Source organism: Oxalicibacterium solurbis, from assembly GCF_014635845.1.
GTDB lineage: Bacteria > Pseudomonadota > Gammaproteobacteria > Burkholderiales > Burkholderiaceae_D > Oxalicibacterium > Oxalicibacterium solurbis.
This window is the reverse complement of record NZ_BMDP01000002.1, coordinates 84981-100153: the sequence shown is the minus strand read 5'-3', so window position 1 is coordinate 100153 and position 15173 is coordinate 84981. Positions and strand designations below refer to the sequence as shown.

The window sequence follows — 15173 nt, the reverse complement described above, 5'->3', positions numbered from 1 at the left end:
TATTAAACATGCATTTTAAAAGCAACAAATTTATTTCCGATTTGTGCCTGACATTTCCCGGTCTGCGGCGACTTGTCATGCTGCCAATTCATGTGCAAATTGCGTCTGCAATCCACCCGGACACGCCGATTGCCGATGCTAGAATGTAGCAATATCCGCACCAAGCAAAATCATACAGGGGACATAACATGCTGATCGGCTTCATCGGACTCTTCATCGTCTACGCGATCTCGCACTATCTGATCACGATAAACCGGCGCGACCTGTTCGCGACGATACTGGTCATCGTGTTGCCGTTCATCGGCCTTTACTATCTCGGCTGGATGTCGTTGCTGTACTGTCTGGCTGGCGCTTATCTCGGCACCAAGGCAGGTCTGAAGAAGTTGCAGCGCGCAACACGCACGCCGCGCGCATCTTTCTACAAGGACGATGAAGAAGCCCAGAAGTGAACGCATAAGTGAACACGCGCCGCACCATCGCGGCGCATTTCTCCACGCACATCCCCATCCTCGTGCACACCGGCGGCTTTTCTGCACCGCCGGTCTTCCATTCTACCTGTACCGTCTTTACGCACGCCGCGATTCGCTAGTTTGCCAGCCAGCGCCAGCATAGCCACGCCAGCACAATCCACACGATAACGACGAGCGCAGCGCCGATCAGGCTTTTCGGTTTTTCTCCTTGCGCCACCATCCATTCGCTGGCGCGCTGGCGGCATTCCTCTACGACATGCGGCGGCAACAAACGGATCGCCAACCAGATCAATGCCGGTACCAGCAGTACATCGTCCAGATAGCCAAGCACCGGGATGAAGTCCGGCACCAGATCGATCGGACTCAAGGTGTACAGTACGGCCGCAATGCACAGCAGCCGTGCATGCAGCGGCGTATCCGGATGCTGGCGCGCAAACCACAGCATTACAATGTCGCGCTTCAGGCGGCGCGCCCACTCACGCAATTGCTGCCTCATCCCATCTCCCCCAAGATCAAGCCGCAATTGTACCGGCGCCGGTGCTTATAATGGATCGTCTTGTCCCTGCATCAGGAATTCCGCCATGCCCGTTTCCCTCGACCGACTGCTGGTAGTCGGCATTTCATCCCGCGCCCTGTTCGATCTCGAAGCGGAAGAAGCCATCTTCCGCACCCAGGGGCTGGAAGCCTATCGTCAGCATCAGATCGACAACGAAAACGAAATCCTGAAACCCGGCGCCGGCTTTGCGCTAGTGCGTGCGTTGCTGAAACTGAATGAACTGACGCCGGACCAACGCCTGGTCGAAGTCGTCATCATGTCGCGCAATTCGACCGAGACTTCCCTACGCATCTTCAATTCGATCGACCACTACGGACTCGACATCACGCGCGCTGTGCTGTCCGGCGGTGCCTCTCTGGCGCCCTATCTGCGCGCCTTCAATGTCAGCCTGTTTCTTTCACTGCACGAGGATGACGTGCAGGCGGCAATCGATTCCAGCACCGCAGCAGCGCTGCTGTACCAGAAACCCGCCAATGCCTTCGAGGAGCTGGACCAGATCCGCATCGCCTTCGACGGCGACGCCGTCATCTTCTCGGATGAGTCGGAACGCATCTACCAGACACAAGGTATTGAAGCCTTCGAAAATCACGAGCGCGAAAACGCCTTGAAGCCGCTACCGGAAGGACCGTTCGCGCGGCTGCTAAAAGCGCTGTCCTACATCCAGAACAACTTCAAGCACGTGTCATCCGCACCGATCCGCACTGCGCTGGTCACCGCACGCTCGTCGCCGGCGCATGAACGCGTGATCCGCACGCTACGCGTATGGGACGTGACGATCGACGAGACTTTCTTCATGGGCGGCGTATCGAAATCCGATGTGCTGGCAGCCTTCAAGCCGCACATGTTCTTCGACGACCAGCCCGGCCATTGCGAACGCGCATCGACCTATGTGCAGACCGGCCGCGTGCCATCGCGCATCGAACTCAAGGACGTGAAGAAAGCCTGATATCGTTCACGCTCAATGAAAAAGCCGCATCCGTTTGCACGGAAGCGGCTTTTTTTTACTGTCGAACTTATGCTGTTCGTTTCATGCGCCTGATCAGCGTTCCGCCACCGCATCCGCCACGCACAGCGCCGTCATGTTGACGATGCGGCGCACCGTCGCCGACGGCGTCAATACATGCACCGGCTTGTTGCAGCCGAGAAGGATCGGGCCGATTGCCACGTTCGCGCTGACTGTCGTCTTCAACAGGTTATAGGCAATGTTCGCAGCATCGATATTCGGCAGCACCAGCAGGTTCGCATCGTTTTTCAACGTGGTATCGGGCATTGCCTTCTTGAGCATTTCCGCATTCAACGCCATGTCGCCGTGCATCTCGCCATCGATCTCGAGATCCGGTGCACGGGCTCGCACCAGCTCGCGCACCTTGCGCATTTTTCTTGCGGATTCGCTGTCGCTGGTACCGAAGTTGGAGTGCGACAGCAGCGCGACATAGGGCACCAGGCCGAAGCGGCGCATTTCTTCCGCCGCCAGGATCGTGATCTCTGCCAGTTCTTCGGCAGTCGGATTCTCGTTCACGTGCGTATCGACAATAAACAACTGGCGGTCCGAAAGGATCAGGCAGTTCATCGCCGCGTAAATATTGACGCCCGCTCGCTTCCCAAGCACCTGATCGATGTAATGCAGATGCAGATCGTTGGTACCGTAGGTGCCGCAGATCATGCCGTCCGCATCGTTCTTGTGGATCGCCATTGCGCCGATCAATGTATGACGACGACGCATTTCCAGTCGTGCATATTGCTCGGTGACGCCCTTGCGCCTGGTCATCGACAGATAGGTTTCCCAGAAATCACGGTAGCGGTCGTCGTGCTCCGGATTGATGATGGTGAAATCGACATCCGGCTTGATGCGCAAACCGAAGCGTTCGATACGTTGCGCCAACACCGCAGGGCGGCCGATCAGAATGGGCGTCGCCAGCCTTTCGTCGACCACCACCTGTACTGCACGCAACACACTTTCTTCTTCGCCTTCGGCAAACACGATGCGCTTCAATTCCGGCGACGTGGTCTTCGCGACGTTGAAGATCGGCTTCATGAAAGTGCCGCTGCGATAGACGAATTGCTGCAGACGATCGATGTAGGCTTCCATGTCGGCAATCGGCCGCGCCGCCACACCGTCTTCCTGCGCCGCCTTGGCAACGGCCACCGCGATCCTGGTCATCAGGCGCGGATCGAAAGACATCGGGATAAAGTAGTCGGGACCGAAACTCAGGTCGGTGATGCCATAGGCGCTGGCCACGATATCCGATTGCTCGGCCTGCGCCAGATCGGCAATTGCGTGTACCGCAGCGATTTCCATCCCGCGCGTGATCGTGGTGGCGCCGCAATCGAGCGCACCGCGGAAGATGTACGGGAAGCACAGCGAATTGTTGACCTGGTTCGGATAATCCGAACGTCCGGTCGCGATGACTGCATCGTCACGCACGGCACGCACTTCTTCAGGCAGGATTTCCGGTGTCGGATTGGCGAGTGCCATGATCAACGGCCGCTCCGCCATTTTTGCCACCATTTCCGGCTTCAACACGCCACCGGCAGACAGGCCGAGAAAGATATCGGCGCCGGCAATTACGTCCGCCAGCGTACGGGCATCGGTCTTCTGCGCGAATTTTTCCTTGGCAGGGTCCATCAATTCGAGGCGCCCCTGGTACACCACGCCAGCCAGATCGGTGACATAGATATTTTCGCGCACAAAGCCCAGATCCACCATCATGTCCAGGCAGGCAAGCGCGGCCGCGCCGGCTCCGGACACCACCAGCTTGCTCTTGCGAATATCCTTCCCTACCACTTTCAAGCCATTCAGCATTGCCGCGGCGACGATGATCGCGGTGCCGTGCTGATCGTCGTGGAACACCGGAATCTTCATGCGTTCGCGCAACCTGCGTTCGATCTCGAAGCATTCCGGCGCCTTGATGTCTTCCAGGTTGATGCCGCCGAAGGTCGGCTCCAGCGACGCGATGATATCGACCAGTTTGTCGGGATCGGTTTCATTGACCTCGATATCGAACACGTCGATGCCGGCGAATTTCTTGAACAGCACGCCCTTGCCTTCCATTACCGGCTTGGCCGCCAGCGGCCCGATATTGCCCAAGCCGAGTACCGCCGTACCATTGGTAATGACCGCAACGAGATTGCCGCGTGCCGTGTAACGATAGGAGTTGGCAGGATCGGCCGCGATTTCTTCACAAGCGACGGCGACGCCCGGCGTATAGGCCAGCGACAGATCACGCTGATTGGTGACTTGCTTGGTAGGAGCGATGCTGATTTTTCCGGGCGTGGGAAATTCGTGGTATTCGAGTGCAGCCTGTCTCAGTTTGAGGCGCATTTCTTCTTTCTTGTCGTGGTTCGAATCCATACGGTGCCCGCATCCTTGTCAAAAAGAGGAATTTTCATTCTATCAGCGGACTATCGGCGTTGCACTGCAGCCCATGTACAAACCATCGAGCTATCGCCGGCATAAAAACTATCAATTTCGGTTTTTCATAGCTCGCCCCTATCTTCTTCTCTAGGCGTCCTCATTTGAATCGGCGCCGTAATTTCATGCACGCAGTTTCATGTAATTCATGCAAGGAGAAAAAGATGTCCGGCCAGCCTCGCCTCTTCACCGCCAAACGCCATGCCGATACAAAAACGGCACCGCCTGAAAACCAGACCCGCCATCGCGAACAGCAACGCGGCGCCAATGCACAGAAAACGCCGGCACCTGCGCACGACACTGTCGAGGATGCCTTCGGCGACCTCTCCTGATTTGCCGCACCGGCAACGGAACACGGTAAGATGACGGCAACGATCGACATTGCGGCAGGCAACCCGACAAGAAAAACCCGCCGCTGTCCAACGTTGCCGCGCCTTTCAGCAACGCGCATCACTTTCTGATGCTTCGCCTGGCGCGGCCGAAGACCGAGGCACACGCTACGCGCATGCCTGCAATATGAACGGCCGCGTCCGGCCTTGTCCGACGCGACATCGACATCAGGAAGACAATGAAACCGATCATCATCGTCGGCGCAGGACTGGCCGGCTATACCGTCGCACGCGAATTCCGCAAACTGGATAAAGAAACCCCGTTGATCATGATTACCGCCGATGGCGGCGGCTTCTATTCGAAGCCGATGCTGTCGAACGCCTTCGCACAGAACAAGGAAGCGCAGCAACTGATCACGCAGGCCGCCACGCAGATGGCGGAACAGTTGAACGCGACGTTGATGACCAATGTCACCGTCAACGGCGTCGATACGCAGGCGAAGAAAATCGATACCAGTTCCGGCGTCTACGAATACGACAAGCTGGTGCTGGCCGTCGGCGCGCAACCTATCCGCCTCGACATCAAGGGCGATGGCGCGCATCGCGTGCTGTCCGTCAATCACATCGACGACTATGCGGCCTTTCGCGAGGAACTGCGCTCGTCGAAGAATGCATCGCCGGTTCGCGTCGCCATTCTCGGTGCCGGCCTGATCGGCTGTGAATTCGCCGACGACCTGGCTGGCGCCGGCCATGCCGTCACGCTGATCGATCCGAGCGCACGCGCACTGTCCGCGCTGGCAGCGCCGGCATTGTCGGCCGGACTGCAGGCAGCACTGGGTACGCGCGGCGTGCAATTCCGCCTGAACACCGTGGCCGAAAGTGTGGTGCAGGCCGATACCGACCTGCGCGTCGAGCTGGCCGACGGCAGCACGGTGGAAGCCGATGTCGTGCTGTCCGCCGTCGGCCTGCGCCCTGACCTGCGGCTGGCGCATGCTGCGCAACTGAAGACCAATCGCGGCATCGTCATCGATGCCGCCGGCCAGACCAGCGCACCGGACGTCTATGCACTCGGCGACTGCGCCGAATATGCCTTTCCCGACGGCGCAACACGCACGCTGCCGTATATCGCCCCCATCATGACCGCCGGCCGTGCCATCGCGCGCACGCTGACCGGCGAACGCACGGAAATCGACCTGAAACCATCGCCGGTACTGATCAAGACGCCAAGCTATCCGCTCGCGCTGATCGCACCGGCGCCGCACTTGGTCGCAGAAGGCAAATGGCAGGATGAAGTCGTCAACGGCAAGACCGTCTGCCGCTTCTACGAAGCCGGCGGCGCCATGGCCGGATTCGGCGTATCGCCGCACGACAATGCGATTCGCCAGGAATTGCTGGGCGCGCTAGGGAAGAAAACGGGCGAATGATCGACCTGTGATCGGCCGATCACCTGCAGAATCCGACGAGACTGAAACCCCGGCCTGCAACGACAAGAACGCCGCCACGTATCGCTTTTCCGGCGATACCGGCGGCGTTTTCACGATCCCCTTCTGTACAATGACCGCATGCTGTCCGAATTCGATCTGATCGCACGCTATTTCGTGCGGCCCTCTCATCCCAAGAACCGCGCCATGCTCGGCATCGGCGACGATTGCGCATTGCTGGCGCAACAATCCGGCATGCAACTGGCGATCTCGTCCGACATGCTGGTGGAAGGCCGCCATTTCTTCGCCGGCGCCGATCCGTTCAAGCTCGGACACAAGTCGCTGGCAGTGAATCTTTCCGATCTCGCCGCGATGGGAGCCGAACCGGTCGCCTTCACGCTGGCATTGTCGCTACCCAGCGTCGACGAAACATGGCTGGCCGAATTTTCACGCGGCCTGTTTGCGTTGGCCGATGCGCACGATTGCGAACTGATCGGCGGCGATACGACAAAAGGTCCGCTGAACATCTGCATCACCGTGTTCGGCCGCATTCCGGTCGGCGACGCACTGCGGCGCGATGCAGCGCTGGCCGGTGACGACATCTGGATTTCCGGTTCGCTCGGTGATGCGCGCCTGGCGCTGGCCTCGCTGTATGGCGAGCAGCGGCTCGATGCCGATACGCTGGAACAAGCTGCGGTGCGCCTGCATACGCCGCAGCCGCGCGTCACACTCGGCCTGGCATTGCGCGGCATCGCCCACGCAGCGCTGGACGTTTCCGACGGTCTGATCGGCGATCTCGGCCATATCCTGAAACGCTCGCACGTCGGCGCCACGCTGAATGTCGATGCATTGCCGGCGGGTCCGATGCTGCAACGCCAGTCGCCGGAACTGCGCCACCGTTTCACGCTGGCCGGCGGCGACGACTACGAACTCTGTTTCACCGCACCGGCATCACGCCGCGACGACGTGCTTGGCGCGGCACTGGCCGCCGGCACGACGGTGACGCGCATCGGTACCATCGATGCGGAAACAGGCACGCGACTGTGCGATGACCAAGGCCGTCCGATCAGCCTGCAACTTTCCTCTTTCGATCACTTCGCTTCGCCATGACCGTACAGGCTTCTGCTCCCCCGGCCGCCATTCGCGCCAATTCCAGTTTCATGCTTGCGCATCCGGCGCACCTGCTGGCGCAGGGATTCGGCAGCGGTCTGGCGCGCACGATGCCGGGTACCTTCGGCACGCTGTTCGGCTGGCTGTCGTTCAATGTGCTGTCGTCGCGCTGGCCCGGCATCTTCACGCCGGAAAACTGGCTGCTGATCGTCGCCGTCGGTTTCCTGATCGGCATTCCGGCTTGCGCAAAAACGGGGCGCGATCTCGGCGCACCCGATCACGGCAGCATGGTATGGGACGAGATCGTCGCGATCTGGCTGGTGATGCTGTTCATCACACCAACTAGCGCATGGACGCAATTTGCCGCCTTCCTGGTTTTCCGCTTCTTCGACATGGTGAAGCCGCAGCCGATCAGGCATTTCGACCGTACCATCAAGGGTGGCTTCGGCGTGATGCTGGACGATCTGATCGCTGCCTTCATGACGCTGTTGGTGTTCGCAATCTGGCGCGTGCTATAAGGTTCGATAGACCTGACGGGAAAATGCGATGGATGAATTGATTGCACTGGCGACGCAAGTCGGACGAAAGTTGAAGGAGCTCGGCCTGATACTGGCAACGGCCGAATCCTGCACCGGCGGCGGCATCGCACAGGCGATCACCGAGATTGCCGGCTCCTCCGAATGGTTCGACTGCGGTTTCGTCACCTATTCGAACGACGCCAAGACGGCGCTGCTCGGCGTGCCGTCCAACGTACTCGAAAAACATGGCGCGGTCAGCGCCGAAACCGCAGCTGCCATGTGCACCGGGACGCTGCGCAACAGCCGCGCAACGGTATCGCTGTCGACCACCGGCATCGCCGGCCCGGGCGGCGCCGTGCCGGGCAAACCGGTCGGCACCGTCTGGTTCGGCTGGGCTTACGGCGAATCGATACGTACGGAAAAGATGCTGTTCGACGGCGATCGCCATGCTGTACGCACGCAATCGGTCGTGCATGCCTTGCGCGGCCTTTTGGCGCTACTGGACAGCACGAACTGACAGACCAGACGGAAAGACCGAGCGGATGCATGGCACCCGTCGGCGACGTCATTGGAACTACATCAGAACTAAGTCAGAACAGGAAAACCAGCGCGGATACGCCGAGGAGCAGGACGGCGGCCATCGTCTTGGCCGGATGTTTTTCGATCAGGTAATCCATGAGGGGGAAATAAGAATATTGCGTGGCGGCAGTATGCCGAGCAGCGCTTCTTTTTCCCATCCCATGATCATGGCAAATCGATTGCCGTGACGATTGTTCGACCGCAGTTCAATATCGGTTGATCGCGTCGCGCGTTTCCAGCGCCACGCGGCGCGAAGCCTGCGCGAACGATTCGCCGCCTTCGCTTTTCGCGTACAGGATGGCGCGCGACGAATTGATCATCATGCCGGTGCCGGCTTTCGTGCGACCGGCTTCCACCGTCGCCCTGATATCGCCGCCCTGCGCACCGATGCCGGGAATCAGCAGCGGCATGTCGCCGACGATTTCGCGCACCTGCGCCAGCTCGTTCGGGAAGGTCGCGCCGACCACCAGGCCGCACTGGCCGTTGGTATTCCATTTGTTCGCAACCATCGCCGCCACATGCTGGTACAACGGCTTGCCGTCAGAATTCAGGAACTGCAGGTCGGAGCCGCCCTCGTTGGACGTACGGCACAGTACGATGACGCCGCGATCCTTCCATTCCAGATACGGCTGTACCGAATCGAAACCCATGTACGGATTGACGGTAACGGCATCGGCGCCATAACGCTCGAACGCCTCGCGCGCGTACTGCTCGGCGGTCGCACCAATATCGCCGCGCTTGGCGTCCAGCACGATCGGCAGTTGCGGATGGCGCTTCTTCAGGTAAGCGCAGATTTCTTCCAACTGGTCTTCGGCGCGCAGCGCGGCAAAGTAGGCGATCTGCGGCTTGAACGCGCAGACCAGATCGGCCGTCGCATCGATGACCTCCTTGCAGAAGGCGAAGATCGCATCGCTTTTTCCCTGCATCTGGCCGGGGAACTTCGCCGGATCGGGATCGAGCCCGATGCACAGTTGCGAACGGCGGTCTTGCCAGGCGGCAGATAGTTTTTCGATGAAGGTCACGGCTGGAGTCTCTTGCTGAATACGGGGAATGCAGCGCATTGCTGCAGAGCGTATTGTACCGCGCAGGCTGTCGCGCTCCCGTTGCACATTTCGCTGTGCATTTCATTCTGCATTTCACTGCGTGGGTGCGCCGCGGCACTGTCGTGTTATCTTTTCGTCACCGCGCCATTGAAATCACGGCTGGCGGCAGCACATGGCATGCAGTTCGAATCCCTCATTCCACGGAGAAACGCAATGGCAAAACTATTCAAGTGGCTGACGATGGCAGTGCTGGCGACCATGCTGACCGCCTGCGGCTACAACGATTTTCAGGCGAAAGACGAAGCGACCAAGGCTGCATGGAGCGAAGTCGTCAACCAGTACCAGCGCCGCGCCGACCTGATTCCCAATCTGGTCAATACCGTCAAGGGCTATGCCTCGCACGAGCGCGAAACGCTGGAATCGGTGACGAAGGCGCGTGCCGCCGCCACCAGCTTCCAGGTCACGCCGGAAGTGCTCAACGATCCGCAAGCCTTCGCACGCTTCCAGCAGGTACAAGGTGAACTGTCATCGGCGCTGTCGCGCCTGATGGCAATCTCGGAAAACTATCCGCAGTTGAAGGCCGACACCAGCTTCCGCGACCTGCAGTCGCAGCTGGAAGGCACGGAGAATCGCATCACCGTCGCCCGCCAGCGCTACATCGTAGCGGTACAGGAATACAACGTGCTGGCGCGCAGCTTCCCGACCAACCTGACGGCCAAGGTATTCGGCTATGCGGTCAAACCGTCGTTCACGGTCGAGAACGAAAAGGCGATCTCGGCACCGCCAGCTGTCAACTTCGACAAGTGATCACCATTCAATGACGTATCGCTCGATCATGCGCTTCCTGCTGACCTGCCTGCTCGTATTCACCGGCACACTGGCCGTAGCGCAAGGGCTGCAATCGGTGCCGCCGCTGAACGCACGCGTCACCGATCAGGTCGGCATGCTCAACATCGGCCAGCGCACGACGCTGGAAAACGTGCTGGCCGAATACGAGCAACGCACCGGCAGCCAGATCGCGATCCTGCTGGTCGATCGCACCGAACCGGAAACCATCGAGCAATACAGCATTCGCGTCGCCGACACCTGGAAACTCGGCCGCAAGGGCATCGACGACGGCGTGATCCTGCTGGTGGCGAAAAACAATTCGGCCGCATCGGGCCGCCTGCGCATCGAAACCGGCCGCGGCGTGCAGGGAACGCTGACCGATGCGCAGTCCAAACGCATCCTGCAGGACGTGATCGCACCGCACTTCCGTCAGGGCGATTATTACGGCGGACTGGCATCCGGCCTTTCCGTCATCACCAGCCTGCTCGACAAGGAAGCCTTTCCCACGCCAGACAAGCAACAACGCCACGCAGAAGATGAAGCCTTCGGCATCGCGCCCTTCGTCTTCTTCGCCGTGCTGATCTTCATCACCTTGTGGCGCAGCCGTGGCGGACGCGGTAGCGGGCGGCGCGGGCACCGCAGCGACGACTGGGGCAATGCCGCCGGCGTCATTCTCGGCAGCGCGATCGGCAACCATTACGGACGCCGTCCGCCGGGAGGATTCGACGGCGGGTTCGGTGGCTTTGGTGGCGGCGGTGGCTTCGGCGGTGGCGGCGGATTCGGTGGTGGCGGTGGCGGATTCGACGGCGGCGGCGCTTCGGGGAACTGGTGATGAACAGACTGACGCGCACACTACGGCATCTGGCGACGAACCGGCGTACCGGCAGCAAGGCCTTTCCAGTCGAAACGCTGAAGGCTATTCAATCCGCCATTGCCGAAGGCGAAACCCAGCATCGTGCCGAAGTGCGCCTGATCGTCGAACCGGCGCTCGATCTGGCTGCAGCATGGAGCGGCATGACGTCACGCCAGCGTGCACACGAATTGTTCACGCTGTACGAAGTGTGGGACACGGAAGAAAACTGCGGCGTACTGGTCTACATCAATCTCGCCGATCATCAGGTCGAGATCGTCGCCGACCGCGGCATCGCACGTTGCGTACCGCCCGAAGGATGGCAGACGATCTGCCGCACGATGACGGACGGCTTCGCACAGCGCATCTATCACGACAGCGCCATCGCCGGGCTGAAGCAGATGAACGCGCTGTTGCGCACGCATTTCCCGGAAAACGCTTCGCAAACGGTCGAAACGCCATCCAACCAGCTCCCGGACCGGCCTATCCTGCTCTGACGAAGTTTGCGTGGTTTTTCTCTCCGCACCAAATGGAAGTGCGTATGAGAATGCATGAAAAGCACACGTATGAAGTACGTACATGAAAAAAGCCGGCAGCTTCGAAAAGCTGCCGGCTTTTTTATCGATGCCGCGGATCAGTAGCCTGCTGCCAGACCATCACCACGCGGATCGGTTGCACCGTAACGAACCTTGGAAGCCGGATCGATCCAGATCGCACCGGCATGTCCCATCGTATCCGTATAGTCGTCGACTACATTGATCGGATGACCGCGTTTCTTCAGTTCATCCGTCACGGCCGACGGCACACGTCCCTCGACCTTCAGATCGTTCGATGCTGCACCCCAAGTACGGCCATGCAGCCAGCGCGGACCGTTGATCGCATCCTGCGGCGACATGCCGAAGTCGACGATACGCGTGACGATGGCTGCCTGCGTCTGCGGCTGGCCTTCTCCGCCCATCGTGCCGTAGACCAGCAACGGCTTGCCGTTCTTCGTCAACATCGCCGGATTGAGCGTATGGAAAGTGCGCTTGCCCGGTTCCAGATGATTGACATGGTTCTTGTCGAGAGAGAAGAAGCTGCCGCGATTTTGCAGCAGCACGCCGGTGCCCTTCGGCACGATGCCGGAGCCAAAGTCGTGATAGACGCTCTGGATCAGCGAAACGGCATTGCCGTCCTTGTCCACCACACCGAGCCAAATCGTGTCGCCTTTCGGATCGAGCGGCTGGACCGATGTCGCGGCATGTGCCATCTGAATGCGCTTCGCCTGATCCACGCCATGCTCGCGCGACAGCAGGTAGTCGAGCGGAATCTTGTTGAAGGCGGGATCGGTCAGGTACTTGTCGCGATCGGCGAAGGCTTCCTTCGTCGCTTCGATGATCAGGTGATAGTAGTCGGCGGTGCCTTCACCCAGCTTCTTCACATCGAAATTGTTCAGCACGTTCAGGATTTCGAGCGAAGCCATGCCCTGCGTGTTGGGCGGCAGATTGTAGGCCACGGTATCGCGATAGTTCACTTTCAGCGGCGTGACCCAATCGGCCTTGTGCGAGGAGAAATCCTTCATCGTCAGCAAGCCGCCGTTTTGCTGCAACTCGTCCACGATCTTCTTGGCAATCGCGCCCTGGTAAAACGCTTTCGCGCCGTCGCTGGCGATCGTGCGCAGCGTGCCGGCCAGTTCCGGTTGCTTGAGCACTTCGCCGACGTGATAGATGCTGCCGTCCGGCTTCAGATACGTGTGCTTGAAACCGTCGAAACGCTGCAGGTTACGGAATTCCTGATCGGCCGGATTGACGTTGATGTTGCTCCATTTTTCCAGCGACGGCGTGACGGCAAAACCGTTTTCCGCATAGCCGATCGCGCTGTCCAGCAACTGCGGCCATTTCACCTTGCTGCCCATGCTCTTCTGGCCATAACGATAGGCCTCGTCCCATCCCGAAACCACGCCCGGCACCGTATTTGCCGCCAGATAGCCGCGCGCCGGAATCTTGCTCAATCCCTTCTGCTTGTAGAAATCGATGGTGGCCTTTTCGCCCGAACGGCCGCTGGCATTCAATGCACGCATCTCGCCAGTCTTGGCGTTGTAGATCAGCCAGAAGTTGTCGCCGCCGATGGTCGTCATTTGCGGATAGACCACCGCCAGCGTGGCCGCTGCGGCAATCGCCGCGTCGATGGCGTTGCCGCCGTCGCGCAGGATCTGCAGTCCGGCCTGGGTCGCCAGATAGTTCGAAGTCGTCACCATCCCTTGCGTAGTCGTCGGGTTGATGCAGCGCGAAGGGGTGTCGCAGTATTTCCCGGTTATGTCAAAAGCTCCGGCCGCGGAATACGCTCCACTCAACACGATGGCGCCGGCCAGGCGCATGCAAATCGATGCCTTGATCACTGTCTTCTCCTGATATCAATTGAATTATCAATTTATTATTTTTCGATCTAACACATTTGTGACATGTCAGAATCGAGCAAAAAGATATCATCAAAAAGAAGAATGTTGGAGAAATTTTCGCTGGAGTTACGCGAAAGCAATACGAAACGTGGGACACACATCCGGAGCGAGGTTCGTCGAGGAACCCCGCTGCCGCCCGGCAAAGTCCGGCAGACTCAGCCTTTTTCGTACACCCACTGCAGCAGCGCATCCTGGGCCGCCTGCCCGCGCACCGCGTGAATATCATTGATGATGCAGACCACCACATAGCGCCGCCCGGACGCCGCCAGCACGTAGCCGGCAACCGCACGCACACCGTCCAGCGAACCGGTCTTGATATGCGCATGGCCGGCAACCGTATCGTCCACCAGCCGCTTGCGCATCGTCCCGTCCAGTCCGACCACCGGCATCGACGACATCAGTTCCGGCATCACCGGCGAACGGAAAGCCGCCGCCAGCATGCGTCCCATCAACGCCGGTGTGACCTGCTCGATGCGCGACAGGCCGGAGCCGTTCTCGATCACCAGCTTGGACGTATCGATGCCCTTGTGGTCCAGCCAGCCCTTCACGATCGTGGCGGCCGCTTCCGGCGTCGCCGGCAGGTTGCCGGTTTCCGCCGCGATCGTCAGCAGCAACTGGCGCGCCATCACGTTGTTGCTGTACTTGTTGATGTCGCGCACGACTTCCGGCAGCGACGGCGACTGCCATTCGGCGACAAGACGCGCATCCACAGGCGTCACGCCTTCCGTCACCGCGCCCGAGAACACGCCGCCGGATTCGCGCCACAATTCGCGGAACACGCGGCCGAAGTATTCGGTGCTGCTGAGTCCGTACGGATGCAGATACCAGGTCTTTTCGCCACAGGAAGACGGATAGCTGCCGTCGAAGCGCAAGCCGCCGGCATCGAGCTGCGCGTTCAATCCCGTCTGCCAGTCGCCGCAAGGCCCGTTCGACAATACCGGCGCGGCAATCGGCATGCCGGCCACCGGCGGATCGCTCTGCACGGCAACCGCCAGATGCATCGGCTGCGGCAGGAAATGCAGCGCCAGCACCTTGTAGTTCAGCAGTAGCGCATCGGGGCCTGCGTTATACGGCTTGGCCGGCTCATCGTCGAAGCGCGCCGGATCGTAGGGCATGGCGGCGAACACGCTGCGGTCGAGCACCAGATTGCCGCGTATCTCGCGAATGCCGGATGCGCGCACCTGCCGCAGCAACTGCCAGAATTTTTCCGTCACCAGTTTCGGATCGCCGCTGCCCTTGATGATCAAATCGCCGTTCAGCACGTCGCCGTCCTGCGTGCCGGTCGCATAGACGCCCGTCTTCCACGTGAACGCCGGCCCGAGCAGATCGAGCGCGGCATTGCTGGTCACCAGCTTCATCGTCGAAGCAGGATTGAAACCGGCTTCGGCATTCAATGCCAGCACCGGTGCCGCTCCTGTTACCTGCTGCACATATACGCCTACTGCCTGCAACGGAATCGCACTGCGATTGAGCGCGTCGGTCACGGTCGCCGGCAGGCGTTGCGCCGACGAGGCAGACGACATGAGCGAAAGGAACAGGATGCAGAGGAAGGAAAAGTATTTGACGGTTCGCATGGCGGCAGGCTGGATGAACAGTCCGGAATTATTGCATGGGGATCGC

Annotated in this window: 16 protein-coding genes; 10 read left to right on the top strand and 6 right to left on the bottom strand. The window is 59.9% G+C overall.

Features of this window, described 5'->3' with window-relative positions:
* Nucleotides 1–188 precede the first annotated feature (188 nt).
* Complete coding sequence (locus IEV40_RS06090; protein WP_188420125.1) at nucleotides 189–449, top strand: hypothetical protein; 261 nt, start codon at nucleotides 189–191, stop codon at nucleotides 447–449.
* Between the two features lie 136 nt (nucleotides 450–585).
* Here IEV40_RS06090 and IEV40_RS06085 read toward each other — a convergent pair whose 3' ends face one another.
* Nucleotides 586–966, bottom strand: a complete 381-nt coding sequence (locus IEV40_RS06085; protein ID WP_188420124.1) for a YkvA family protein — start codon at nucleotides 964–966, stop codon at nucleotides 586–588.
* An 85-nt stretch (nucleotides 967–1051) separates the two neighbouring features.
* Between IEV40_RS06085 and IEV40_RS06080 the strand changes: the two genes are divergently transcribed.
* Nucleotides 1052–1972: a 5'-nucleotidase gene (locus tag IEV40_RS06080; RefSeq protein ID WP_188420123.1), complete on the top strand. Its 921-nt coding sequence runs from the start codon at nucleotides 1052–1054 to the stop codon at nucleotides 1970–1972.
* A gap of 93 nt (nucleotides 1973–2065) precedes the next feature.
* Here the strand turns inward: IEV40_RS06080 and IEV40_RS06075 are convergent, their stop codons facing one another.
* Nucleotides 2066–4378, bottom strand: coding sequence for an NADP-dependent malic enzyme (locus IEV40_RS06075; protein ID WP_188420122.1), 2313 nt, complete (start codon nucleotides 4376–4378; stop codon nucleotides 2066–2068).
* A 224-nt stretch (nucleotides 4379–4602) separates the two neighbouring features.
* On the opposite strand from IEV40_RS06075, the gene IEV40_RS06070 reads away from it, so the two are divergent.
* The 5 genes from IEV40_RS06070 (at nucleotide 4603) to IEV40_RS06050 (ending at nucleotide 8333) form a co-directional block, all read left to right on the top strand.
* Nucleotides 4603–4770, top strand: a complete 168-nt coding sequence (locus IEV40_RS06070) for a hypothetical protein (RefSeq protein ID WP_188420121.1) — start codon at nucleotides 4603–4605, stop codon at nucleotides 4768–4770.
* Between the two features lie 236 nt (nucleotides 4771–5006).
* Nucleotides 5007–6191: an FAD-dependent oxidoreductase gene (locus IEV40_RS06065; protein ID WP_188420120.1), complete on the top strand. Its 1185-nt coding sequence runs from the start codon at nucleotides 5007–5009 to the stop codon at nucleotides 6189–6191.
* 138 nt (nucleotides 6192–6329) lie between these two features.
* Nucleotides 6330–7298 (top strand): thiamine-phosphate kinase, encoded by a 969-nt coding sequence (gene thiL, locus IEV40_RS06060; protein WP_188420119.1) that lies wholly within the window; start codon nucleotides 6330–6332, stop codon nucleotides 7296–7298.
* Complete coding sequence (locus IEV40_RS06055; protein ID WP_229723986.1) at nucleotides 7295–7816, top strand: phosphatidylglycerophosphatase A family protein; 522 nt, start codon at nucleotides 7295–7297, stop codon at nucleotides 7814–7816. Before thiL ends, IEV40_RS06055 begins: the two co-directional genes overlap by 4 nt.
* Nucleotides 7817–7844: 28 nt before the next feature.
* Complete coding sequence (locus tag IEV40_RS06050; protein ID WP_188420118.1) at nucleotides 7845–8333, top strand: CinA family protein; 489 nt, start codon at nucleotides 7845–7847, stop codon at nucleotides 8331–8333.
* A gap of 73 nt (nucleotides 8334–8406) precedes the next feature.
* Here IEV40_RS06050 and IEV40_RS06045 read toward each other — a convergent pair whose 3' ends face one another.
* Both IEV40_RS06045 and pyrF read right to left on the bottom strand, forming a co-directional pair.
* On the bottom strand, nucleotides 8407–8553 hold the full coding sequence (locus tag IEV40_RS06045; protein ID WP_188420117.1) for a hypothetical protein: 147 nt from the start codon (nucleotides 8551–8553) through the stop codon (nucleotides 8407–8409).
* Between the two features lie 48 nt (nucleotides 8554–8601).
* Nucleotides 8602–9417 (bottom strand): orotidine-5'-phosphate decarboxylase, encoded by an 816-nt coding sequence (gene pyrF / locus IEV40_RS06040; protein ID WP_188420116.1) that lies wholly within the window; start codon nucleotides 9415–9417, stop codon nucleotides 8602–8604.
* 234 nt (nucleotides 9418–9651) lie between these two features.
* Between pyrF and IEV40_RS06035 the strand changes: the two genes are divergently transcribed.
* The 3 genes from IEV40_RS06035 to IEV40_RS06025 are packed head-to-tail and all read left to right on the top strand — an operon-like array spanning nucleotide 9652 to nucleotide 11613.
* Nucleotides 9652–10245 (top strand): LemA family protein, encoded by a 594-nt coding sequence (locus IEV40_RS06035; RefSeq protein ID WP_188420115.1) that lies wholly within the window; start codon nucleotides 9652–9654, stop codon nucleotides 10243–10245.
* Nucleotides 10246–10255: 10 nt separating this feature from the next.
* Nucleotides 10256–11098, top strand: a complete 843-nt coding sequence (locus tag IEV40_RS06030) for a TPM domain-containing protein (RefSeq protein ID WP_229723985.1) — start codon at nucleotides 10256–10258, stop codon at nucleotides 11096–11098.
* The gene (locus IEV40_RS06025; RefSeq protein WP_188420114.1) at nucleotides 11098–11613 is read left to right on the top strand and encodes a TPM domain-containing protein; all 516 of its coding nucleotides are present in this window, start codon (nucleotides 11098–11100) and stop codon (nucleotides 11611–11613) included. Before IEV40_RS06030 ends, IEV40_RS06025 begins: the two co-directional genes overlap by 1 nt.
* A 137-nt stretch (nucleotides 11614–11750) precedes the next feature.
* Here IEV40_RS06025 and ggt read toward each other — a convergent pair whose 3' ends face one another.
* Nucleotides 11751–13352, bottom strand: coding sequence for a gamma-glutamyltransferase (ggt, locus tag IEV40_RS06020; RefSeq protein ID WP_229723984.1), 1602 nt, complete (start codon nucleotides 13350–13352; stop codon nucleotides 11751–11753).
* A gap of 356 nt (nucleotides 13353–13708) precedes the next feature.
* A complete protein-coding gene (dacB, locus tag IEV40_RS06015; protein WP_188420113.1) occupies nucleotides 13709–15127 on the bottom strand; it encodes a D-alanyl-D-alanine carboxypeptidase/D-alanyl-D-alanine endopeptidase in 1419 nt (472 codons plus the stop codon).
* Nucleotides 15128–15173: the final 46 nt, after the last annotated feature.